This is a genomic window from Xanthomonas hyacinthi (assembly GCF_009769165.1).
GTDB lineage: Bacteria > Pseudomonadota > Gammaproteobacteria > Xanthomonadales > Xanthomonadaceae > Xanthomonas_A > Xanthomonas_A hyacinthi.
This window is the reverse complement of sequence record NZ_CP043476.1, coordinates 110652-131976: the sequence shown is the minus strand read 5'-3', so window position 1 is coordinate 131976 and position 21325 is coordinate 110652. Positions and strand designations below refer to the sequence as shown.

Sequence of the window (21325 nt, the reverse complement as noted above, 5' to 3'; positions counted from 1 at the left end):
AGTTGTCGCCCCGATAGGATCCGAAGCCAAGGGGCGATGACGAGAGGTTGAAGTGGCACGATACGGACAACAGTTCAAGAACAGGGCGGTGGCGCGTTTGCTGCCGCCGGAGAGCGCGGCGGTAAGCGATGTGTCGCGGGAGAGTGGCGTCTCCGAAGCGACGCTGGAGCGTTGGCTGAGCCAGTCGCTGGCCGAACCGCAACGTGAGCGGCTGTGGACGTCGGCGGCGCGGTTCGATGCGGTGTTGACGACGGCCAGCCTGGACGAGGCTTCGCGTGGTGCATGGTGCCGCAGCAACGGGGTGTACCCGCAAGAGCTGACGCGGTGGCGCGAGGCGGCCCAGCGCAGCTTGGCCGAGCCTGGCGAGATTGGAGCCGATACTCGACAGGACAAACAGGACCGGCGTCGTATCCGGGAGCTTGAGCGCGAGTTGCGGCGCAAGGACAAGGCGCTGGCCGAGACGGCCGCGTTGCTGGTGCTGTCAAAAAACTCGAGACGATCTTCAGCAAAGGCGAGGACGAATGATCGTTCTGGAAGATCGTCAAAGCCTGGTGGCCGACATCGAACAAGCCCCCCGTGATGGTGCCCGGCTGGGACAGGCCTGTCGCATTGCCGGCATCGATGTCCGCAGCCTGCAACGATGGAGGTCCAATGACAGTCTGGTCACTGGCGATCGACGTCCACACGCGGTACGAAAGCGCCCAGCGCATGCGTTGACCGAGGACGAGCGTGCTCAAGTGCTGAACGTCGCCAACGAACCGCGTTTTGCCGACATGCCATCGGCGCGCATCGTGCCGATGCTGGCCGACGAAGGCCGCGACATCGCCAGCGAATCGAGCTTTGCCCGCATCCTGCGCGAATACGGCCAGAACGCCCGCCGCGGCCGTGCTCGCGCCCCGCGCCCCAGCCGGGCGCCGAGCACGCATATCGCCACGGCGCCGGGCCAGGTCTGGTGCTGGGACATGACCTACTTGCCGGCCGAGGTGGCAGGTCGCTGGTTCCACCTGTTCCTGATCATGGATCTGTACAGCCGCAAGATCATCGGTTGGGAGGTGCACGACAGCGATGGGGCAGAACATGCCACGCACCTGGTCAGGCGCACGGCGCTGGCCGAGAACATCGTGCTTCAGGATCCCGCACACCGCCCGGTCTTACACGGCGACAACGGCGCCTCGTTCAAGGCCACCACCGTGCTGGCGATGCTGTACTGGCTGGGCATCAAGCCGTCGTACTCGCGCCCGCGCGTGAGCGACGACAATGCCTTCGTCGAATCGCTGTTCCGCACCGCCAAGTACCGCCCCGAGTTCCCGGCCACCGGCTTTGCCGACCTCGACGGCGCGCGCCAATGGGCAGCGAACTTCGTACGTTGGTACAACGTCGAGCATCGCCACAGCAGCATCGGCTATGTCAGCCCCGAGCAGCGGCACGCCGGACAGGACCTGGCCATCCTCCAGGCCCGTCATGGGCTGTACCAGCAAGCACGTCAGGCCAACCCGGCACGCTGGAGCGGTCGAACCCGGAACTGGGAGCGCATCACTGCCGTCGCGTTGAATCCGGAGAAGGAGGCCGCCGTCGCGGCAGCCACTGAAACTCAAGAAGCCGCATGAATCAGGCGACAACTATCTTGACATGCACCGGCCTCGCCAGCAGGCTTCGCCGGCTGAACTGCTTTGCCTTGGTTGCCGCGTTCGCTGTCGATGCCAACGCGTAAAGAATCGGGTGCTTTCGGTGCTGCCGCTTCTGGCTTCGCCTTGTTGCTCTTGCCGCCGAGTTCGTTGGCCAGGTCGTCAACCGACTTGCGGGTAATCTCCAACTGATCGCTCACCCAGGTCGCCACCTGGTCAGGGTGCTTCTCGTAGAGGTTCCGCAAGTAGTAGTGGGTCGTGGGTGACGTTGACTTGCCGGCGGCATAGGCCGTGGCCAGTGGTTCGGGCATGTCCACCAGCGCCAAATGCTCCGTGATGTAGCGCGGCGGCTTTCCCAGGCCCTTGGCAATGAACGAATTGCTCTCTCCCAGCGCACGGCGCTTTTTGATGAACTCCGCGATTTCATGCGGCTTCATGTCCTCGCGCTGCATGTTTTCGGTCATCTGACCGTAGGGGTCGTGCGCGTCGGCGATGTGTGCAGGGATGGTGGTCTTCCCGGCGAGAATCGACGCCCGATAGCGACGGTGACCGTGGTTGATGATGTAGCGACCTGCCGCCTCCGGGTCTGACCGGAGAGAAATCGGCGTCGAAACACCGCGCTGGCGAATGTCTGCGGCCAGTTCTTCAAGTGCAGCCTGGTCGAACTCCCTGCGCGGCTGGTCGGGGTCTTCGCGTATGTCGGCGGTGTTGAATTCAACCGCTTTGCCATCCGGCTTTGCAGTTGGCTTAGCAGCATCGGAAAGCGCGCTCTGCGCGAAGTCCAAAGCGGTCAGGTCAATTGCCATGATGATTAACTCCTTGTGCCTGGCTGTTGAGGACACCCATCGTTGCGGCGATATGGGCGAAGCTGGGTTCAATCTTGCGCCACGCATCGCGGGCGCTGGTTTTGCCGTGTTTCCAGATCGGCACACCTTCGGCCTGGGATTCCTCTATGGCCGTAGTACGGCGAATCAGTGCAAAGCCACCTGATGGCAAGGCAATGAGCAGCTTGGCGAAGTGCTGAACGATGATTGCCAAGTTCTCTTTGTGGAACGGGGTATCCATGACCTGGTTCGGCAAAATTCCGATGAAGGTCAGGTTCGGATTCAAGGAGCCTTTGGCAAGGGTCACGCTCTGCACCAGGAAGCGGATTCCGTCGATAGCCTCTTGTGCAAGCTGCGTTGGTGCAACGAGGAAATCTGCGCTGATGATGGCCGACTTCATGCGAATGTCATGCGTGGGCGCAGTGTCGATTACGCAAACTGAACCGCCCCGGGTTTTCCGGAGGCCCCTTGGTTTGAGTCACGCCGACATGACGGACTCAGGGGAGTGCGAATAGTAGTTGGCCTCCGCCTCGGTCGGCGGGATATTCCCAATCGGCTCCAGCAATCGGCGGTTGTTGAACCAGTCGACCCAGGTGAGCGTGGCCCACTCGACCTCCTCGCGCGTTCGCCAGGACGACCTGCGATGGATGACCTCGGCCTTGTAGAGGCCGTTGATGGTCTCGGCCAGCGCGTTGTGCCCCGAGGGCAGGCTTCGCGCTCATAGGAGTCCCCCACGCTGCCTACCGAGGGCTCCAGGCCGGCCTCAGCGAGCCGCTCCGTGTAGCGGATCGACACGTACTGAACGCCTCGGTCGCTGTGGTGAATCAGGCGATCCGGGCCGACCGGCTGCCTCGCGTAAAGCGCCTGTTCGAGCGCGTCGAGCACGAAGTCTGTCTGCATCGAGGACGACGCCTTCCAGCCCACGATGCGACGGGCGAAGACGTCGATGACGAAGGCGACGTAAACCCATCCTTGCCACGTCGAGACGTAGGTGAAGTCGCTGACCCACAGCGCGTTCGGCCGATCGGCCTTGAATTGCCGATTCACATGATCGAGCGGACACGGCGCCTTCGGATCGCTCACCGTCGTTCGCACGGTCTTGCCTCGAATGACGCCCCGCAAACCCTGCCGCTTCATCAGCCGCTGTACGGTGCATCGCGCCACGTCGAACTGCTCGCGTCGCATCTGCCGCCAGACCTTGCGCACACCGTAGACCTTGAAGTTGTCGTCCCACACGCGCTGGACTTCCGGCATCAACGCCTCATCGGTCTTCGCGCGCGCGCAGCGCAACGCGGGATCGGCCAGCCTGGCCGCGTGCGCGTGGTAGGTCGACGGGGAGATCGGCAGCACCCTGCAGATCGGCTCGACCCCGTGGACGACTCGATGCTCATCGATGAACTGCTTCATCGCTTGAAGGGGCGGTCGAGCTCCGCCTGCGCAAAATACGCCGATGCCTTGCGCAGGATCTCGTTGACCTGGCGCAGCTCGCGAACCTCGCGCTCAAGTGCCTTGATGCGCTCCTTCTCGGGGGTCGTCATCCCGTCGCGCTTGCCAACGTCGCGCTCGTGCTGCCTCACCCAACCCCGTAGCGTCTCGGCCGTGCAGCCCACCTTGGCCGACACCGACACCATCGCCGCCCATTGCGATTCGTACTCGCATTGGTGCTCCAGGACCATCTTCACCGAACGTTCCCGGATTTCCGGGGAGAACTTGCTTGCTCTGCTCATGGCTCCATCTTCTCAAGAAATGGAGCCTCCGGAATTCCCGGGGCGGTTCAGATGTCCCAAGGGCATCCCCTTCTTTTTCATGGGCTCAGGCCACCCCGGCTGCCTTATCGGCGTTTAGAAGGTTTCAACGCGCCTTGTTGGATTGCGACAGAACAGATGCGGCTAGCTCCTTGGTCGCATCGGAATACTTCTCGCTTTGGAGCACCTTGGACGCAATATCCTCCATATGCGCACCAGTTTGCTTGGCGCCGCTTCTTTGCGCGAGTGCCGATGCCGCAAGGCTCTTTGCCACCTGAGAAGCCTGCTTGTCCTGAAGGGTCTCGGAAGCAAGAGTTCCAACGCGATTAGATGTTTGTTTCGTGTTCTTACCCATGATCGTCTCCTAAATCGTCTTTAGAAAAGTCCCGCTCAGGCACTTACACCCGAAGCGGTCACCTTCAGCTCGAACTCTTCAACTTCTGCAACCACCCATGCCATATGGTGACTAGTATCAATAGCGATCCAATCCGTGGGATTGCCTTTGAACTCTTCCTGGCTACAGGCCAGAATCCGCGCGTCTCCCCAACTGAAGTCCTCGCCCATGTAGTGGACGGAGTCCACGATGGTCTTCGCTAGCTTATACATCTGTGCACCCTTGCCAGGCTGTTGCACAGAGTGGCCCCGCACGATGTAGTAGCTCTGGCCTATCGTGTGCCGAATTTTTCCGTTCGTGTGTGGAGAAATCACATCTTCGACCGTATTGGGACCACGAACGCCGTAATCACCGAAAAGCAACCTCAAATGCGGATAGGTAACACGCATTGCCTGCCAAAGGAGCATTTCCTTCCGGATGACCTTTCCCGTTGAATCTTGCTTCTTTACCGCCTTATCGATACTCGGCGGAAGTGAGCATCCTGCGGTGGAAAAGAATCTGAATCTCATCGGCGCGAGGACCTGCATCACTCGATCCGCCTGATTCGTCATATCTTCGATAGACAGGGAAGTTACATCCCCGAAATCGAGCAGCACGGCACAGCGTTCCGGCTCAATGTTCAAGTCATCAAGGATACCGAGCACGCGTTCCTCAAAGAACTCCGGGTCTTCTGCATCTTCGAGGGCATGCGAGTCGAGCCGCATGCAGTAATAGCCATCCTCGGAAACCTCGACGCCTTGCATTGCAATTCGGTAAGTGGCGCTATCCCATCGATCGTATCCAACGACGGGCACGACATTTACGTCCATCGATTCGAGCTTAGAGTAGATGTACGGGAGTACGTGTTCGCCAGTTTCGGTGAGCGAATCCGGGTGCCATTGGAAGGCATCCACCAAGACACTCCTCCCGCTGCGTACTTCAGCAATGCGCTGAGCGGTTTCATCCAAGTAGGCGCAGGTCAGTGCACTGCAATTCTTGAATCGTGCGGCTTTCCGCACTCCCTCCCCGATCCTGCACACTTCGAAGAGCGGCAAGGTCCGGCGATCATGGGCTTTCTTTGCTTTAGCAAGGGCTTGGAATTCACCAAGCTTCGCTTTGTAGATCGGAACGTAGTTGGCGGTCATCTCAGGCCTCGCTATCGACAATTGACTGGTGGAACATCGCTCTTACCTGGTTATGACCAATAAGATCGCTGAACAGGTGATAGTTGCCGGTTTCCTTACGCAGCCTGCCGGCGATGATGGCTGGATGGATCTTCAATTCTCGGGAAAGTCGATCAATAGACTCTTTCCCTGGCGAAATGAACGCGTCGCTTCTCTTCCAGATCAGCCGCGGAATGAACGCCTCACGTGCTAGACGATTGGCCTCTGCCTCTCGGCGGTCTTCCGAGGAGGCATCCAGATCATCCAGAAACGCATCTTGATCGCTGACGTGCTTCCACAGGTGCGCGACTTCGTGGAGAAGGGTGAACCAGAAATTGTCCAAGCGATCGTGTCGGAGCGTTAGCCCAACGATAGGTGTGCCATCAGCATCCTTCAGTGCCGCTCCATCCAGCAGCGTGCCCTTCAGATGTGGCTCGATGACCACGGCAATTCCATGCTTCTCGAGGTACTCGATCGCGAGTAGTGGTCCGCGCTCGGACCAGCTGAGTTGCGCCAACTCCTTCAAAAAACCGGCATTCAGTGTGCCCTGGTCAAATCGACCGAGCTTGGACTTCTTATCCCTGGACGTTTGAATAACACGGGCTAACCAAGCGTAAAGTGCGTACTGCGTGGTAGGCGACTGCGCCTCTCCCGCAATCGTTCGTTTAAAAGATGCCGTGCCGAAGTGCAGCCCAGCGTCAGATATGAAGCCCCTCACCACGTCTTCGACAGCAGCCTTCGTATTAGTCGCAAAGCTCTCCAACCAGCCCCGCTTGGCCATCTCCTTGATCGGGAACTTGGACCAATCAACCTCGTCCTTCTTCGGTGCGTCGTCGGCGACCGATAACCCAATCAAGGTGTCGGCCGACAAGCCCAACCCGATGGACAGCGCTCGAATCATCTGGACTGTTAGCGGCCGCTTACGACGGAGCACCTCCGATACTCGACTGCTCGTCCCGAAGTAGGGAATAAGGTCTGCCTGCTTCAACCCCTTCTCGTGCATCCGAAACAGAATTGCGTCAATCGGGTCGGGGCTTTCCACCGGGTATTTCGTGTTTTCGTATGCCTCCAGCAAGACCGTGAGAAGTTCGAGCCTGTCGCTCTCGCTCGTACTCAACGAGAGGCCTTGCGCCATCAACGATTGGACCTCATCTAGGTACGCGTCGTACTGTTCCCTCGTACGGATAACTCTGGGTTGTTCAATTGTTTTCATCTTCGACCTTCAAATCCGTAATGAGGGCAACGCCTTGGGGAAAGGCGATGAGCAAACAAATCACCCAATTGCAGTTGCCCACAGGGAACATGAAGACGCCCTCGCCTTGATGGCGAGCATTCGGAAACTGATCACGCACGTCCGATGGTTGCTTCCAGTGAGCACCGAGTACCTCGGTCGCCCAACTGCGCACCCATTTTTCGACCTGTTCGCTCCTGCCTCGCAGGCGGTCTAGCCGTTTTCGTCCCAGTAGCCGCATGTTCATGTTCCCATTTTGGGAGGATCATCCCTGAGTGCTAGTGAGATGTCAATATCCCAATTTGGGAGATTTAGCCGGAGGGCAGGCTCCCGGATCAAGGGAATCGCGACCTAATGCCTACGTGCCCACCAACATGTAGGAGAACGCCATGAAGCTGGACGATATGCCCACCAAGGACCTGCTGGCCCTGCACAACCGGATCGCCGATAAGCCGGCGGGTCCCAAGACGTTCGCGACCCGGGCCAAGCTCGTCGCGCGGATCGAGCAAGTCGCGGCCGACAAGAACATTGACCTCGCCTCGTTCGGGCAGCCGAAGAAGCCCAAGACAGCCGAACAGCGCGCACAGCCTCGGGCCGAGGTCACCGAGACGCCCGAGGCGACCGAGAAGAAGCCCCATGGCAAGGGTATCGGCGCGCTCGCACGCGCGATCCTGATGGACCCTGTGGGCCATCCTCACGCGCTCATTGCTGCGATGGTCAACGCGCAGGTGGATGGCGCACACGCGACGGCCAAGTCGGTACGCTGGTATGCGAACGACATGCGAAAGAAGGGCGTCGAGGTGCCGCCCCGACAGAAGCACCACCCCTCCGATATGAACGAGGAGCAGTCGGCCGACGTGCTGTCCACCGTCCGCGTTGTCAAGTCCGCGCCGTCCGATGGCTGATGCTGTTCTCCCGCCGCACACAGGAATGGGCCACCGCGAAGGTGGCCCTTCTTTTCATTGCCTTATGCGCCATCGCGCGACTGTGGATTAGCCCTGATCCACTGAGGCCAGAAAGCGCTTGAGCGCGTGGTACGCCTTGCTGTCGGTCTGCCCGTCGATGACGGCGTCCTCGACATATCCCCCGGTGGTCTGCACCCTTAGCCACGTCCGCTGCGATGCGGTGATCTTGCGGATGAGGTCCAGCGGCACGAGGAACCCCTTGCGAGACTCCTGCGTCGCTGCGCCGAATTCATTGAAGTTGGTGAAGGGCTGCATGGTCGAGAGGTCGTAGGTCTGCCCGTCGATGTTGAGCGATGCGCCCGTGATGCCCTTGATGTCGTTGAAGAGATAGACGATCAGGACCGACTCCGTCGGGTTCTTGGAGGTCCACTGCGCACCCAGGCCAGTGCAGCGCATCGACCTGCAGGCGTTGCCGTGACCGTTGATGGTCACGACCCGCGCGCCGTCGAATCCGCTGCGGGTGACGTTGGTGCCGCTGCCCGCCGTGGTTGAGCACCCGGTCAGCATGGCGAAGAGTAAGAAGGCTAGAAGTCTCATGTATGTCCCCTTGATGTTGTCGATCTGAAATAGTCTATTTTGGACTAATCCAACACGGACTCTAGCGTGCGGTGAACTTTATGTCACCGCGCGATGGCCCAATCGACCCACAACCGCGATTACCAACTCCTGCTGGCCGTTCTGAAGGCGGCTCGCAAGCGGGTGGGCGTGACGCAGATCGAGCTGGCCGAGCGCCTGGGCAACACGCAGACCTTCGTGTCCAAGTGCGAGCGCGGGGAGCGGCGCATCGATGCCGTGGAGTTGGTGGAGTTCGCCGAGGCCTTGGGCGTGACGCCTCAGGAGCTGCTGGGCGAGTACCTCAGTCAGCGCGGTCGCGCGGCGTCATCGAAGACGCGCAGGGGAGTGAAGCAGCGGGGGTGATGCTTCTGTGTTGCTTTCGTGTTTTCACGAGCCCACAAAAGACGAAGGCCGCGATGATGCGCGGCCTAAGTACATGATGCATATGGCGCCCGAAGTTGGACTCGAACCAACGACCCCCTGATTAACAGTCAAGTGCTCTAACCGGCTGAGCTATTCGGGCAAGGCGCGCATTGTAGCGGGCGTTCCGCTGGTCGGCAAGTCTCATTGCTCAGACTTCCTGGGTGGGCCTAATCGCAGGACTCGCCTCCCGGACTGTGCTCGGAGCGGGGCCGGCCGCTGTTGTTCACCACGATTTTCGAGAGCCGCCGGTCGGCAACGCAGACCGACAATGTGAGGTTGGTGCCGGTGCTGTAGCCGTCAGCCCGGTAGCGCAGGCTGGTTCTGCCAGGCGTGGAATGGATTCGGAGCGGGCCGTCGGCCGGACGGGCCTCCACCAGGAGGATGTCGGCCGGACTGCCCGGGGTGCGGTTGCCGTCCGGGTCGACGAATGCGATCCATCCGGCGCTCCAGTCCGTACCTGCTGCTAGGCAGGTCGTGCCGTTCTGCGACGGGCACAGCACCACGTCGCGTGCCCGGTGCACAGCGCTTGCGCGCGTCGCCGCGATGTGCCCGACCAGTAGATTGGTGGTAGCGATGGCACGCTGAGTCGCGACAAACCGACCGAACGAGGGTAGCCCGACCGCTACGAGAATTGCCAGCACGGCCATCGTGATGAGTGACTCGACCAAGGTGAAACCGGTCGGACGGACGCGTTGCGCGCATGAGTGGGTTGTCAGGCAGAGTGGATTCGGCACTGGTGTGTCCTGTGCTGGCGAAGCTTGGGGCCAGTGTTCCGGTTCGTGCGTCTTATGGTTATGGGACGCCGCCGTGCGCCCGCGTCGGAATTTCACTCTGAGGCGGGTAAGGGTGATCGCTATACTGGCCGACAGCCCCGCGCCAGGAATCCCATGAGCGACACTTTCCAGCTGGTATCCCCGTACTCGCCCGCCGGCGACCAGCCGCAGGCGATCGAGAAGCTGGTGGCCGGCTTCGAGGCCGGGCTGGCCAAGCAGACCCTGCTCGGGGTGACCGGTTCGGGCAAGACCTACACCATCGCCAACGTGGTCGAGGCGATCCAGAAGCCGACCCTGGTGATGGCGCCGAACAAGACCCTGGCGGCGCAGCTGTACGGCGAGTTCAAGGCGTTCTTCCCGAACAACGCGGTCGAGTACTTCGTCAGCTATTACGACTATTACCAGCCGGAGGCATACGTGCCGTCGTCGGACACCTTCATCGAGAAGGACAGTTCGATCAACGAGCACATCGAGCAGATGCGCCTGGCCGCGACCAAGACGCTGCTGTCGCGTCGTGATGCGCTGGTGGTAGCCACGGTGTCGGCGATCTACGGCCTGGGCGCGCCGGAGGACTACCTGTCGCTGCGCCTGATCCTGTCGATCGGCGAGCATATCGAGCAGCGCCAGCTGATCAAGCACCTGACCGATCTGCAGTACACCCGCAACGAATACGAACTGCACCGCGGCACGTTCCGCGTGCGCGGCGAGGTCATCGACGTGTTTCCCGCCGAGTCGGACAGCGAGGCGCTGCGCATCGAGCTGTTCGATGGCGACGTCGAGCAGCTGACCCTGTTCGACCCGCTGACCGGCGAGACCCTGCGCAAGCTGCAGCGCTACACGGTCTATCCGAAGACCCACTACGCCACCACCCGCGAGCGCACGCTCAGCGCCGTGGACACGATCAAGATCGAGCTGAAGCAGCGGCTGGAGCAGCTGTACGCGCAGAACAAGCTGGTCGAGGCGCAGCGGCTGGCGCAGCGCACCCAGTTCGACCTGGAGATGATGGCCGAGGTCGGCTACTGCAACGGCATCGAGAACTACTCCCGGCACCTCACCGGCAAGGCGCCGGGCGAGCCGCCGCCGACCCTGTTCGACTACCTGCCGGCCGATGCGCTGCTGGTCGTCGACGAGTCGCACGTCACCGTCCCGCAGATCGGTGCGATGTACAAGGGCGACCGCTCGCGCAAGGAGACGCTGGTGGAGTTCGGTTTCCGCCTGCCGTCGGCGCTGGACAACCGGCCGCTGCGCTTCGAGGAATGGGAGGCGCGTTCGCCGCGCAGCATCTACGTGTCGGCCACGCCCGGTCCGTACGAACTGCGCGAGTCGGCCGGGGAGATCACCGAGCTGGTGGTGCGCCCGACCGGGCTGATCGATCCGGAGGTGGAAATCCGCCCGGTCGGCACCCAGGTCGACGACCTGCTGTCGGAGATCGGGCTGCGCGTGGCGCTGGGCGATCGCGTGCTGGTCACCACGCTGACCAAGCGCATGTCCGAGAACCTCACCGAATACCTGAGCGAACACGGGGTCAAGGTGCGCTACCTGCACTCGGACATCGACACGGTCGAGCGCGTGGAGATCATCCGCGACCTGCGCCTGGGCAAGTTCGACGTGCTGGTCGGCATCAACCTGCTGCGCGAGGGCCTGGACATGCCCGAGGTGTCGCTGGTGGCGATCCTGGATGCGGACAAGGAGGGCTTCCTGCGTTCCACCGGTTCGCTGATCCAGACCATCGGCCGCGCCGCGCGCAACCTGCGCGGCAAGGCGATCCTGTACGCGGACCGGATGACCCGTTCGATGCAGGCGGCGATCGACGAGACCGGACGCCGCCGCGAAAAACAGGTGGAGTACAACCTCGAGCACGGCATCACCCCGAAGTCGGTGGCGCGGCCGATCGTCGACATCCTGGAGGGCGCGCGCACCGATGGCGCGGTCCAGACCAAGTCGGGCAAGGGCAAGGGGCGCCGGGTTGCCGAGGAGCCGGCCGACTACCGCATGCTGGAGCCGTCCGAGGTCGCGTCCCGGCTCAAGGCGCTGGAACAGAAGATGTACCAGCACGCACGCGACCTGGAGTTCGAGGACGCGGCGCGGGTGCGCGACCAGATCAAGAAACTGCGCGACGCCAGCCTGGTCAGCTAGGCGCGAGACTGCGGACTTACTTGGTGCTCGCGGCTCGTGCCCGCGGCTATTGTTCTTGAGCGCAAGGTGGGCTAAGATTCGCGCCCCTGCAGCGGTATGGCCGCAGCAGCGATGGGCGGTTAGCTCAGCGGTAGAGCACTACCTTGACATGGTAGGGGTCACAGGTTCGAACCCTGTACCGCCCACCACCTCTATGAGGTGGAACTCATTGAAAGCCAAGTAATTCTCTGAAAACTACAAGCAGCATTGAATGGCTGTGAACAGGTAGGTCGGGAGTGGTTTTCTGAGTTCAATGGCCCAAATGCGGCCCAAGTATCTCGATTGTTCAGAGCGTTTTTTTATGGTTGACGCTCCCCGCTCTCGGCTGTTATCCATAACGGCAATGAGCGGCAAGAACGACCAACGATCTGACTCCAGGCAGTCTCATCAGGTTGAGCTTGAGGGCGTGCCGCTCTTGATAGAGAGGTTGTGGCCGGAGGGGTGGAGCGCACTTCGGTGGTTTGGTGCCGTTCTGCTTGTCACAGCCTTGGTGACTGGCTTGGCGGCTTTTGCGGTCAAGGTAGGCTGCGATGCAGCCCTGGTTCTGACCGTAATCAAAATCGCGCTGCTGGCACTCGCTGCACGGCTTTACCTCCCTGCGATCGCGTTCCTCGTGATCTTTCACGCTCCGACGCTTGAGCCCATGCGGTTGCGGCCTATCTCGCCACTCGCGACTCTCGATAGTTTCGGTGCATGGGCTATTGGCTGGCCTGTAGCGGACCTAGACCGCCCACCACGCAACAGCGCCAACAAGGGGCGCTGAGCTGCAGTACAGCCCCGCCAACGTGGTGGGCTATACCGTCACCACCGAGGGCGGCGCGTGCCTGGATTCGCACGACCTGTCCTGGGACGAGGCGCGGGTCTGGATGGACACCCTGGTCGAGCAGGACGGCGGCGGCGTCAGCGTCGAAAAAAAGCCGTCGAAGAGCAAGCCGAGCACCCGGCGCCGAAGCTAGAATAGCCACCAAGGGCATCAGGGAGGATTGGGGCTTGTCGAATCGTAAGATCGTTGCGGCTGTGGTCGTCGTCGCACTCACTGCCGTTGTCGGCTATTTCCTGTCCGGCTACATGGTGTTGCTGCTGCTGAAGCTGGACACGCGCCTGTTCGGGCTGGGCACCTATTACGACTACGTGCATGCCATCGGCTTGCCGCAGGTCGCGCCCTACGTCGGCAAGATCAAGTGGGCCGGCTACCTGGGCTTCGGCTTGCCCGGGTTGCTGTGCCTGCTGACGCTGGTGTTGATGTTCAAGCCGCGCAAGCAGGCCTTGCACGGCGACGCCCGTTTCGCCGGTGCTGCCGACCTGGCCAAGCATGGCCTGTTCAAGCAGAGCGGCAACGGCATCGTGGTCGGTAAGTTCCGCGGCAAGCTGGTGCGCCTGAGCGGGCAGCAGTTCGTCATCCTGGCCGCGCCGACCCGCTCGGGCAAGGGTGTCGGCGTGGTGATCCCGAACCTGCTCGAGTACCAGGAATCGGTGGTGGTCCTGGACATCAAGCAGGAAAACTTCGATCTCACCAGCGGCTGGCGCGCCAGCCAGGGACAGGAGGTGTTCCTGTTCAACCCGTTCGCCGAAGACCGGCGCACGCATCGCTGGAATCCGCTCAGCTACGTCTCCGACGACCCGGCGTTCCGCGTCTCCGACCTGATGAGCATCGCCGCGATGCTGTACCCGGACGGATCGGACGACCAGAAATTCTGGGTCAGCCAGGCGCGCAACGCGTTCATGGCGTTCGCGCTGTACCTGTTCGAGAACTGGGACGACGAGCGCAACATCGGCTTCCCGGGCGGGCTGGGCACCCCGACGCTGGGGGCGATCTACCGGCTGTCCTCGGGCGACGGCAGCGACCTGAAGAAGTACCTGAAGTCGCTGTCGGAACGACGTTTCCTCAGCAGCAACGCCAAGTCGGCGTTCTCCAACCTGCTGTCGCAGGCCGAGGAGACCTTCGCCTCGATCCTGGGCACGTTGAAGGAACCGCTCAACGCCTGGATCAATCCGGTGCTCGATGCGGCCACCAGCGACAACGATTTCCTGCTGACCGACCTGCGCAAGAAGAAGATGACCATCTACATCGGCATCCAGCCCAACAAGCTGGCCGAGAGCCGCCTGATCATCAACCTGTTCTTCAGCCAGATCATCAATCTCAACACCAAGGAGCTGCCCAAGAGCAACCCGGCGTTGAAGTACCAGTGCCTGCTGCTGATGGACGAGTTCACCGCGATCGGCAAGGTCGATATCATCGCCTCGGCGGTGTCGTACATGGCTGGCTACAATGTCCGCCTGCTGCCGATCATCCAGAGCATGGCGCAGTTGGATGCGACCTATGGCAAGGACGTGTCGCGGACCATCATCACCAACCATGCACTGCAGATCCTCTACGCTCCGCGCGAGCAGCAGGACGCCAACGACTACTCGGAAATGCTCGGCTACACCACCTTCCGCAAGCAGAACGTCACACGCGGCAAGGACGTGACCCGCAGCGTGTCGGAAGAGAGGAGGGCGCTGATGCTGCCACAGGAACTGAAGGCGATGGGGAACGATCACGAGGTGTTCCTGTACGAGGGCATCCCGCATCCGGTGAAGTGCGACAAGATCAAGTACTACAAGGACCGGCGCTTCACCGCAAGGCTGAAGCCGAAGGTCGATATTCCGACGCTTGCGTTGTGATCTTGCGTGATGGAGTTTGCAAAATTACTGGCAATCTGGCTGGATTGAACGCTTTTTCGCCAAATGCTTGACGTGAGCATGGCCCTGCGGCACATTCTCGCGATGCTGGTGCAGGGCAATTGGCAATAGGAACAGTGGCGTGGGTTCTCAGGACACACGCGAGGGTGACATGGAAAGTTTTCTGTCAAATTCCGTTTTTCTCGGCGCTGAAGGCCTGTCCCTGGACGTTGTTCGTCTGCGGGGGCGGACGCCTGCGCCTGGCTTTCGCAGCGCCGAGGACTTCGTCCTTCAGCTGCTGGCGGCCGCTGCGCAGCGCGACTCGCCTTTCCGTATCGAAACCTGCAGTCCTCAGGCCGTCGGCCGCGTGCCGGCCGTCCATCAATAAATGTTTCCGCAATTTAGAGGCTCGCGTGAAAAGAACGCATATGTTTCGGCTGATCGCCACTCTGAGCGCCGTTGCGCTGCTGAGCGCCTGCGCCACCAGGCCGGCGCCCGACTTCCGCGGCAGGTGGAAGCCGGTCAACCGGTTCTCCGAGTCGACGATGGAGATTCCGCTGTACTCCTCGTACGTCTACCAGGCCGCGCCGATGGACGGCACCTTGAAGACGATGCTCGAGCGCTGGGCCAAGGACGCGAACATGCAGCTGAGCTACAGCATCCAGTCCGACTACACGCTCTACGCGCCGGTGGCCAAGATCAACACCACGAGCATCCAGCAGGCCGTCGCCGAACTCAGCGTGGTCTATGCGCAGGAGGGGGTCGCCGTCTCCGCCGCAGGCAACCGCATTCTCGTGCAGCCGTCTTCTTCGCTGAGCGGGGGCGCGTCGCCGGCCGGTAATGGCAGCGCGAAGTGACTTTACTTTCGGAGGGTCATCCGTGTGCCTCCGCAGCCACATCACGTAACCTGGTGAAGTCTGATGTTCGGTAAAAAACCAGTTGAGAGCGAAAGCGTCAACAAAGCGGTTGCAAAGGCTGTCAACTACGAAATCAGCATCGCTGATCTGGCGCGGCGCAGCGAGCGCCGTGCGTGGTGGGTCGCGTTCGGCGCGATCGTCATGTGCCTGCTGCTGGGCGGCGGCTATTACTACATGCTGCCGCTGAAGGAGAAAGTTCCATACATCGTGATGGCCGACGCCTACACCGGGACATCGACGGTATCGGTGTTGCGCAATCCCGGCGATGTACGCAGCATCACCGCGAGCGAGGCGTTGGCCAGAAGCAACGTGGCCCGTTTCATTACTGCCCGTGAGTCCTACGATTACGAGATGATGGGCCTCAACGACTGGAACACGGTGTTCTCGATGGCGTCGTCGGACTCGGCCGTGGGCAACGAGTACAGGGCACTGCATGCGCCCAACAATCCTTCGGCGCCCTACTTTACCTATGGCAAGGTCCGGTCCATTCGCGTGAATATATTGAGTATTACCTTGCTTGGTGGTGGCGCCCAGCCTTATACCGGGGCGAACGTCCGCTTTCAGCGCAGTATCTACGACAAGAAGACTGGGCAGACGACATTGCTGGACAATAAATTCGCGATCATGGGTTTTCGTTACAACAGTGATCTGGTGATGAAAGAAGATCTTCGCGTAGAGAATCCGCTAGGTTTCCAGGTGACCGATTATCGCGTCGACAATGATTACGCTGCGATTCCTGCGCCGCCGCCTCAAGCCATCCAGGCGCCGGCTGCCGCGTCCAGCCAGCCGGCCGCCGGACAATTGCCGGCAGCGCAGCCGATAGCGCCTGGGGCGAATGGGGCAATGCCAGTCCAGCAGGTACCTGCGGCGGCTCCGGTCAATGCACCTGTGTACCCGGGGATGCAGCCTGCCACCGCACCCCCCGCGCCAAACGCTGCCCCTCAGAACAATGGCAATGGAGCGAACGTTCGATGAGTTTCATGACGAAAACCGGTTCGGCGCATGTCGCGACGCTGGCATTGGCCTTGGTTACGCCATTGGCGTCGGCGCAGGTGGTCCAGCAGTACGAGTACGAGCCCGACAAGGTCTACCAGGTGCGGACCGGGCTGGGGATCACCACGCAGGTCGAACTCAGTCCGAACGAGAAGATCCTCGATTACAGCACCGGTTTCACCAGTGGCTGGGAACTGAGCCGGCGCGAGAACGTCTTCTACCTGAAGCCGAAGAACGTCGACGTCGACACCAACATGATGATTCGCACGGCCACCCATTCCTATATCCTGGAATTGAAGGTGGTCGCCACCGACTGGCAACGGCTGGAACAGGCCAAGCAGGCGGGTGTGCAGTACAAGGTGACGTTCACCTACCCGAAGGACACCAGCTTCGCTGCAGCCAGCGATGCGGTGAAGGACGAGTCGCAACTCGATACCCGCCTGTCCAAGGATCGCCACTATTATTTCGACTATGACTATTCGACGCGCTCCAAGCAGACCTGGATCGTGCCGAGCAGCGTTTACGACGATGGCAAGTTCACTTACATCAAAATGGACCTGACGCGCTTTCCAACGGGCAATTTCCCGGCCGTGTTCGGTCGCGAGAAGGAAAATGACGAGGATTTTCTGGTCAATACCACAGTCGAGGGCAATACCCTGATTGTCCACGGGACCTATCCTTTCCTGGTTGTCCGCCACGGCAAGAATGTTGTCGGCTTGCGTAGGAATAAGCAAAAGTGAACTCGAACATACCTCCGTCTGACGAAAATAACGGCCACGATCAGGGGCAGCCGCATTCTGCGCAAGCAGGCGACGCGGGCAAGGAAAACCCGTACTTCGCCCGCCAGCACCAGGCCGGGGAGCCGGATCTGGATGCCAACGAGCCGGTGCTGCGTTCCAGTGATGTGCAGAAGCTCAATCGGAAGGCGTTGATCTTCCTCGGCGGCATCGCCTTGCTGCTGATCCTGGTCATCTTCTGGGTGGTGGGGAGCAGGGATTCCAGCGAACCGAAGCCGAAGCCACGACAGGAAGCGGTCGTGGCGCCCGCATTGCCACAAACCACTGCGCCTCCACCGCCGCAGCCGGCGGAGCCGGTGCAGCTGGCGGAACAGCCGAGCCTGCCGCCGTTACCGCCGATGCCGACCGACAACGGCGTTTCGGACTCCCAGTCTTTGCGGCAGGAGCGCGGTCCCTCGCTGCTGGAGCGGCGCATGGCCGGGATGCAGGATCAGGCTGGCGGCGGACAGCAGGGATTGCCGGGGTTGCAGCCAGGCAGTCCAGCGCAGCAGGAGGAGCAGCAGACCTCGGCCAAGCCCATCGCCAATCCGGACGGCTTGCTGGTACGCGGTACCTATATCCGTTGCGTGCTGGAGACGCGGATCATTACCGATTTCCCGGGCTTCACTTCATGCATCATCACCGAGCCCGTCTATTCGATCAACGGCCGACGCTTGCTGTTGCCGAAGGGATCCAAGATTCTCGGTCAGTACGGTGCGATGGAGCCAACCGGCCCGCGGATGCAGGTCGTGTGGGACCGCATCACCACGCCGACCGGTATCGATGTGACGCTGATGGGTCCGGGCATCGACAACCTGGGCAGCGCAGGCCACCCGGGTCAGTACAGTGCCCATTGGGCGAGCCGGATCTCCTCCGCGTTGATGATCAGCATGCTCAGCGATGCGTTCAAATGGGCCGCCGCCAAGAATGGTCCTTCGACGACCACGGTCGGCCTCAACTCTGGCGTGGTGACCGAGCAGCCGTTCGAAAGCAATACGGCGCAGTCGGTTCAGCGATTGGCGGACCAGGCGCTGGACCGCCGTCGTCCCGCCACCGTGACCATCAACCAAGGCACCGTGGTCAACGTGTATGTGGCCAAAGATGTCGATTTCACCGCCGTGTTGCCGCGTTGATCGCGTAGAGACAGCATCGTGACCCTCGACGACTCTCCGACCGCGCAGATTTCCACGGATTTCCTGGATTACCAGTATTCGGTGCTGGGCATTCTGGATTATCTGAATTCGCCGGACGTGACGGAAATCTGCATCAATCGTCCCGGTGAGCTGTACCTGGAGACGCTGCACGGCTGGCAGAAGCTGGATATTCCGTCGCTGACGTTCGACCGCGCCCGCCAGTTCTGCACCGCGGTGGTCAACGAAAGCAACACCGGTCAGCGCATCACCGATACCGATCCGGTGGTGTCGCTGACCTTCCCCACCGGGCAGCGCGCGCAGTTCGTGATTCCGCCTGCTTGCGATGCGGGCAAGGTGTCGATCACGATCCGCTTGCCGTCCAAGCACACCAAGACGCTGGAGCAGTACAAGGAAGACGGATTCTTCGAGGAGATCCTCGAGCAGCAAGCAGGCGTCAGCGAGCAGGATCGCGAACTGCTTGAACTGCGGCGCGAGCGGAACTACGCCGAGTTCTTCAAGAAAGCGGTGCTGTTCAAGAAGAACGTCGTCGTCGCCGGGGCCACCGGCAGCGGCAAGACCACCTTCATGAAGTCGTTGGTGAACCATATTCCCAACGAAGAACGCCTGGTCACCATCGAGGACGCCCGCGAGCTTTTCATCAGCCAACCCAATTCCGTGCATTTGCTCTATTCGAAAGGCGGACAAAGCACGAGCACCGTGACGGCCAAGAGCTGCATGGAGGCTTGCCTGCGCATGAAGCCCGATCGCATCATCCTGGCGGAGTTGCGCGGCGACGAATCGTTTTATTTCATCCGAAATTGTGCCTCGGGCCACCCTGGTTCCATCACCAGCTGCCACGCGGGCAGCATCGGCCAGACCTGGGATCAGCTGGCATTGATGGTGAAGGCTTCGTCCGAAGGGTCGGGGCTTGAGTTCTCGGTCATCAAGCGCTTGTTGATGATGACCATCGACATCGTGGTGCATATCAAATCGCATGCCGGCCGTCGCTATATCACCGGCATCGATTTCGATCCGGAGCGAACGCTTCATGGGGGTAAGTGAATATGTTCATCGAAGTGCTCTCCATACTTCATCGGATTGACTTTGATTTTCCCTTCAGACACGATTGATTTGCGTCATCTGCGACTCGCCCGGTATCAGCCGGCCGGGTCGATGGACACAGGAGTAATGACGGCATGTTGCCAGGCATGGAACTACTGAGTTGCCCAGAAATGGCGGTTTCGGCTGAAGTGATGCAGCACGTCGTGCGCGTCGAGTCGTCGCACAATCCCTTTGCGATCGGCGTGGTCGGTGGCCGCCTGGTGCGGCAACCGCAGAACATTTCCGAAGCCGTCGCCACGGCGCGCATGCTCGAAGAAAAAGGCTACAACTTCTCGCTGGGCCTGGGCCAGGTCAACCGCTACAACCTGGTGAAGTACGGGCTCGACTCCTACGAGAAGGCTTTCAAGACCTGCCCGAACCTGCAGGCTGCCTCCAGGATCCTCGCAGAGTGCTATAGCCGTTCGGGTGGCAATTGGGGGAAATCCTTCAGCTGCTACTACTCGGGCAATTTCGAGACCGGCTACAAGCATGGCTATGTGCAGAAGGTCTATGCGTCCATCAACCAGAGCCGGGTGCAGGCCGACATTCCTGCAGGAGCGATTCCGCTGGTTTCATCCGGGGTACGCCGCACTGCTGGCGAGACCGCGAAAGCGGCGGTGGTGCGCGAACTCGATTCGGTGGTGGCGCGGCGCATCGAGGCCGCCAATCAGCTGGCGAACGGGCTTGCCGCGCAGCCGCAGCCGTCCGTGCTCTACCAGGCGGCGGCCGTTCCGGCAGTGCAGGCGCAGCCCGCTGCAGTTGGCGACAGTGTTGCTGCGCCAGCGCGGGTGGCCGCGGCCAATCATCCGGATCTCTATGTAATACGACCGACAGGCGCCGGCAAAGGAGTGGCGGTGCCTGTCGGCGACGGAGCCGATCCAGCTTCGCACGCTCCTGCGATCAATCCCCAGTCCATCGCAGGGACGGCCGTTCCTGGCTCGAACGTGCCGCCGCCACCCCCTGGCGACGGGGCTTTTGTGTTCTAGCCAGTTGAAGTAGCACTGCCATGCAAATGGCGTTTTGATTACCCCTCTGTTCCAAATCAGGAGATACATCATGAAGTCCAAGAAAATTGAAATGACTGTCGGCGCGAAGGTTGCAGGCATGGCTGCGCTGAAATCCGTCCTGTTCGTGACGGCGCTGTTGGCTGCCAATATCGCCATGGCAACAGATGGCGGCTACGCCGGTGCCGACAAGAAGGTCTGCGGCTTCCTCAGCAACGTCAACAATATCCTGAACATGGGCTCGGTCGCGGTCGTGACCATCGCCGTTGTCGTGGCCGGTTACCAGATCGCATTTGCGCATAAGCGCATCTCCGAGGTTTCGCCGATCCTGATCGGTGGCGTGTTGATCGGCGCGGCAGGGCAGCTGGCCAACATGCTGATCGGCGACACCGGTCAGACTTCGTGCATCAAGACCACCACCACTAGTGCGCTCATGATTCAGAACGCTCTTCAGTACTATGCATAAGAACGTGCTTTTCCGCGGCTGCACGCGTCCCGCCATGTTCTTGGGAGTGCCCTACATTCCCTTTTTTATCGGTGCAGGCGGCGGCTTGCTGATGGGAATGTATTTAGATCTTTGGTATCTGCTACTCATTCCAATCATCATCTTCATCATGCAGCAGATGACCAAGCGGGACGAGATGATATTCAGGATGCTAGGACTGCGTTGGATGGTCAGGATGCGCGTGCGCAACCTGCAGCGCTATTCCGGCATGTGGGTATTTTCTCCTAATGAATACCGCAAGAATGTGCCGGGGGCCAAGCCGTAATCTGGACCTGGTGTGGCTGCCTCGACCCCATGCACGAACTGTTTGTTTCGTGCATGGGCTTGTTCAGTTTTCCAGCGCTATCTCGGTTGCGGTCGTTTCTCGATAAGTGAGTGAATGT

The 21325-nt window shown here is 60.8% G+C and carries 22 protein-coding genes, 2 tRNA genes, 2 pseudogenes and 1 other annotated feature; of the genes and pseudogenes, 15 read left to right on the top strand and 11 right to left on the bottom strand.

Annotated features, from left to right (window positions below; translation table 11 throughout):
- Window positions 1–52 precede the first annotated feature (52 nt).
- A pseudogene (locus FZ025_RS00625) lies at window positions 53–1607 on the top strand (IS3 family transposase).
- Here the strand turns inward: FZ025_RS00625 and FZ025_RS00620 are convergent.
- The 7 genes and pseudogenes from FZ025_RS00620 to FZ025_RS00590 form a co-directional block, all read right to left on the bottom strand.
- Window positions 1592–2431: a ParB/RepB/Spo0J family partition protein gene (locus tag FZ025_RS00620; RefSeq protein WP_158185504.1), complete on the bottom strand. Its 840-nt coding sequence runs from the start codon at window positions 2429–2431 to the stop codon at window positions 1592–1594. The pseudogene FZ025_RS00625 and the gene FZ025_RS00620 overlap by 16 nt on opposite strands.
- Window positions 2421–2849 carry a ParA family protein gene (locus FZ025_RS00615; protein ID WP_053057436.1) on the bottom strand — a complete coding sequence of 143 codons (429 nt, stop codon included), beginning with the start codon at window positions 2847–2849 and terminating at the stop codon, window positions 2421–2423. The genes FZ025_RS00620 and FZ025_RS00615 overlap by 11 nt, the downstream gene beginning before the upstream one ends.
- A 78-nt stretch (window positions 2850–2927) precedes the next feature.
- A pseudogene (locus tag FZ025_RS00610) lies at window positions 2928–4176 on the bottom strand (IS3 family transposase).
- Window positions 3782–3898: a sequence feature (AL1L pseudoknot), on the bottom strand. (Overlaps the previous pseudogene by 117 nt.)
- Window positions 4177–4300: 124 nt before the next feature.
- On the bottom strand, window positions 4301–4549 hold the full coding sequence (locus FZ025_RS00605; protein WP_046981912.1) for a hypothetical protein: 249 nt from the start codon (window positions 4547–4549) through the stop codon (window positions 4301–4303).
- 35 nt (window positions 4550–4584) lie between these two features.
- Window positions 4585–5712 (bottom strand): beta family protein, encoded by a 1128-nt coding sequence (locus FZ025_RS00600; protein ID WP_046981913.1) that lies wholly within the window; start codon window positions 5710–5712, stop codon window positions 4585–4587.
- A 1-nt stretch (window position 5713) separates the two neighbouring features.
- Window positions 5714–6943 carry an ImmA/IrrE family metallo-endopeptidase gene (locus tag FZ025_RS00595; protein WP_046981914.1) on the bottom strand — a complete coding sequence of 410 codons (1230 nt, stop codon included), beginning with the start codon at window positions 6941–6943 and terminating at the stop codon, window positions 5714–5716.
- Complete coding sequence (locus tag FZ025_RS00590; protein ID WP_104559027.1) at window positions 6930–7202, bottom strand: type II toxin-antitoxin system HigB family toxin; 273 nt, start codon at window positions 7200–7202, stop codon at window positions 6930–6932. Before FZ025_RS00590 ends, FZ025_RS00595 begins: the two co-directional genes overlap by 14 nt.
- Before the next feature lie 148 nt (window positions 7203–7350).
- On the opposite strand from FZ025_RS00590, the gene FZ025_RS00585 reads away from it, so the two are divergent.
- Complete coding sequence (locus FZ025_RS00585) at window positions 7351–7866, top strand: hypothetical protein (RefSeq protein ID WP_046981915.1); 516 nt, start codon at window positions 7351–7353, stop codon at window positions 7864–7866.
- An 87-nt stretch (window positions 7867–7953) separates the two neighbouring features.
- On the opposite strand, the gene FZ025_RS00580 is transcribed toward FZ025_RS00585, so the two are convergent.
- Window positions 7954–8463 carry a hypothetical protein gene (locus tag FZ025_RS00580; protein WP_046981916.1) on the bottom strand — a complete coding sequence of 170 codons (510 nt, stop codon included), beginning with the start codon at window positions 8461–8463 and terminating at the stop codon, window positions 7954–7956.
- A gap of 93 nt (window positions 8464–8556) precedes the next feature.
- On the opposite strand from FZ025_RS00580, the gene FZ025_RS00575 reads away from it, so the two are divergent.
- A complete protein-coding gene (locus tag FZ025_RS00575) occupies window positions 8557–8844 on the top strand; it encodes a helix-turn-helix domain-containing protein (protein WP_046981917.1) in 288 nt (95 codons plus the stop codon).
- Window positions 8845–8927: 83 nt separating this feature from the next.
- Here the strand turns inward: FZ025_RS00575 and FZ025_RS00570 are convergent.
- Both FZ025_RS00570 and FZ025_RS00565 read right to left on the bottom strand, forming a co-directional pair.
- Window positions 8928–9004: transfer RNA gene (locus FZ025_RS00570), tRNA-Asn, on the bottom strand.
- A 67-nt stretch (window positions 9005–9071) separates the two neighbouring features.
- Window positions 9072–9572, bottom strand: a complete 501-nt coding sequence (locus tag FZ025_RS00565; protein WP_053057425.1) for a GspH/FimT family pseudopilin — start codon at window positions 9570–9572, stop codon at window positions 9072–9074.
- Window positions 9573–9791: 219 nt separating this feature from the next.
- On the opposite strand from FZ025_RS00565, the gene uvrB reads away from it, so the two are divergent.
- The 4 genes from uvrB (at window position 9792) to FZ025_RS00540 (ending at window position 14516) form a co-directional block, all read left to right on the top strand.
- The gene (gene uvrB / locus FZ025_RS00560) at window positions 9792–11813 is read left to right on the top strand and encodes an excinuclease ABC subunit UvrB (RefSeq protein WP_104559024.1); all 2022 of its coding nucleotides are present in this window, start codon (window positions 9792–9794) and stop codon (window positions 11811–11813) included.
- A gap of 113 nt (window positions 11814–11926) precedes the next feature.
- Window positions 11927–12001 (top strand) — tRNA-Val (locus tag FZ025_RS00555).
- Between the two features lie 639 nt (window positions 12002–12640).
- Window positions 12641–12808, top strand: coding sequence for a hypothetical protein (locus tag FZ025_RS00545; RefSeq protein ID WP_208803713.1), 168 nt, complete (start codon window positions 12641–12643; stop codon window positions 12806–12808).
- Window positions 12809–12842: 34 nt separating this feature from the next.
- Window positions 12843–14516: a type IV secretory system conjugative DNA transfer family protein gene (locus FZ025_RS00540; RefSeq protein WP_046981805.1), complete on the top strand. Its 1674-nt coding sequence runs from the start codon at window positions 12843–12845 to the stop codon at window positions 14514–14516.
- A gap of 184 nt (window positions 14517–14700) precedes the next feature.
- On the opposite strand, the gene FZ025_RS21810 is transcribed toward FZ025_RS00540, so the two are convergent.
- Window positions 14701–15039, bottom strand: coding sequence for a hypothetical protein (locus tag FZ025_RS21810; protein WP_167523855.1), 339 nt, complete (start codon window positions 15037–15039; stop codon window positions 14701–14703).
- Here FZ025_RS21810 and FZ025_RS00530 point away from each other — a divergent pair.
- The 8 genes from FZ025_RS00530 (at window position 14942) to FZ025_RS00495 (ending at window position 21207) form a co-directional block, all read left to right on the top strand.
- Window positions 14942–15370 carry a hypothetical protein gene (locus tag FZ025_RS00530; protein WP_046981803.1) on the top strand — a complete coding sequence of 143 codons (429 nt, stop codon included), beginning with the start codon at window positions 14942–14944 and terminating at the stop codon, window positions 15368–15370. The two genes, FZ025_RS21810 and FZ025_RS00530, sit on opposite strands and share 98 nt — an antisense overlap.
- Before the next feature lie 63 nt (window positions 15371–15433).
- A complete protein-coding gene (locus FZ025_RS00525) occupies window positions 15434–16405 on the top strand; it encodes a VirB8 family type IV secretion system protein (protein WP_046981802.1) in 972 nt (323 codons plus the stop codon).
- Window positions 16402–17163, top strand: a complete 762-nt coding sequence (locus FZ025_RS00520; RefSeq protein ID WP_046981801.1) for a TrbG/VirB9 family P-type conjugative transfer protein — start codon at window positions 16402–16404, stop codon at window positions 17161–17163. The genes FZ025_RS00525 and FZ025_RS00520 overlap by 4 nt, the downstream gene beginning before the upstream one ends.
- Complete coding sequence (locus FZ025_RS00515; protein ID WP_046981800.1) at window positions 17160–18332, top strand: TrbI/VirB10 family protein; 1173 nt, start codon at window positions 17160–17162, stop codon at window positions 18330–18332. Before FZ025_RS00520 ends, FZ025_RS00515 begins: the two co-directional genes overlap by 4 nt.
- A gap of 18 nt (window positions 18333–18350) precedes the next feature.
- Complete coding sequence (gene virB11 / locus FZ025_RS00510; RefSeq protein ID WP_104559026.1) at window positions 18351–19394, top strand: P-type DNA transfer ATPase VirB11; 1044 nt, start codon at window positions 18351–18353, stop codon at window positions 19392–19394.
- A gap of 134 nt (window positions 19395–19528) precedes the next feature.
- On the top strand, window positions 19529–20419 hold the full coding sequence (locus tag FZ025_RS00505) for a lytic transglycosylase domain-containing protein (protein WP_046980760.1): 891 nt from the start codon (window positions 19529–19531) through the stop codon (window positions 20417–20419).
- 70 nt (window positions 20420–20489) lie between these two features.
- The gene (locus FZ025_RS00500) at window positions 20490–20903 is read left to right on the top strand and encodes a TrbC/VirB2 family protein (protein WP_046980759.1); all 414 of its coding nucleotides are present in this window, start codon (window positions 20490–20492) and stop codon (window positions 20901–20903) included.
- Window positions 20896–21207, top strand: a complete 312-nt coding sequence (locus FZ025_RS00495; RefSeq protein ID WP_046980758.1) for a VirB3 family type IV secretion system protein — start codon at window positions 20896–20898, stop codon at window positions 21205–21207. Before FZ025_RS00500 ends, FZ025_RS00495 begins: the two co-directional genes overlap by 8 nt.
- The last annotated feature ends 118 nt before the right edge of the window (window positions 21208–21325 follow it).

Coding starts and splice junctions, on each gene's coding strand:
- FZ025_RS00620 (WP_158185504.1), bottom strand. CDS start 2,431: ATGGCAATTGACCTGACCGCTTTGGACTTCGCGCAGAGCGCGCTTTCC.
- FZ025_RS00615 (WP_053057436.1), bottom strand. CDS start 2,849: ATGAAGTCGGCCATCATCAGCGCAGATTTCCTCGTTGCACCAACGCAG.
- FZ025_RS00605 (WP_046981912.1), bottom strand. CDS start 4,549: ATGGGTAAGAACACGAAACAAACATCTAATCGCGTTGGAACTCTTGCT.
- FZ025_RS00600 (WP_046981913.1), bottom strand. CDS start 5,712: ATGACCGCCAACTACGTTCCGATCTACAAAGCGAAGCTTGGTGAATTC.
- FZ025_RS00595 (WP_046981914.1), bottom strand. CDS start 6,943: ATGAAAACAATTGAACAACCCAGAGTTATCCGTACGAGGGAACAGTAC.
- FZ025_RS00590 (WP_104559027.1), bottom strand. CDS start 7,202: ATGCGGCTACTGGGACGAAAACGGCTAGACCGCCTGCGAGGCAGGAGC.
- FZ025_RS00585 (WP_046981915.1), top strand. CDS start 7,351: ATGAAGCTGGACGATATGCCCACCAAGGACCTGCTGGCCCTGCACAAC.
- FZ025_RS00580 (WP_046981916.1), bottom strand. CDS start 8,463: ATGAGACTTCTAGCCTTCTTACTCTTCGCCATGCTGACCGGGTGCTCA.
- FZ025_RS00575 (WP_046981917.1), top strand. CDS start 8,557: ATGGCCCAATCGACCCACAACCGCGATTACCAACTCCTGCTGGCCGTT.
- uvrB (WP_104559024.1), top strand. CDS start 9,792: ATGAGCGACACTTTCCAGCTGGTATCCCCGTACTCGCCCGCCGGCGAC.
- FZ025_RS00530 (WP_046981803.1), top strand. CDS start 14,942: ATGTTTCGGCTGATCGCCACTCTGAGCGCCGTTGCGCTGCTGAGCGCC.
- FZ025_RS00525 (WP_046981802.1), top strand. CDS start 15,434: ATGTTCGGTAAAAAACCAGTTGAGAGCGAAAGCGTCAACAAAGCGGTT.
- FZ025_RS00520 (WP_046981801.1), top strand. CDS start 16,402: ATGAGTTTCATGACGAAAACCGGTTCGGCGCATGTCGCGACGCTGGCA.
- FZ025_RS00505 (WP_046980760.1), top strand. CDS start 19,529: ATGTTGCCAGGCATGGAACTACTGAGTTGCCCAGAAATGGCGGTTTCG.
- FZ025_RS00500 (WP_046980759.1), top strand. CDS start 20,490: ATGAAGTCCAAGAAAATTGAAATGACTGTCGGCGCGAAGGTTGCAGGC.
- FZ025_RS00495 (WP_046980758.1), top strand. CDS start 20,896: ATGCATAAGAACGTGCTTTTCCGCGGCTGCACGCGTCCCGCCATGTTC.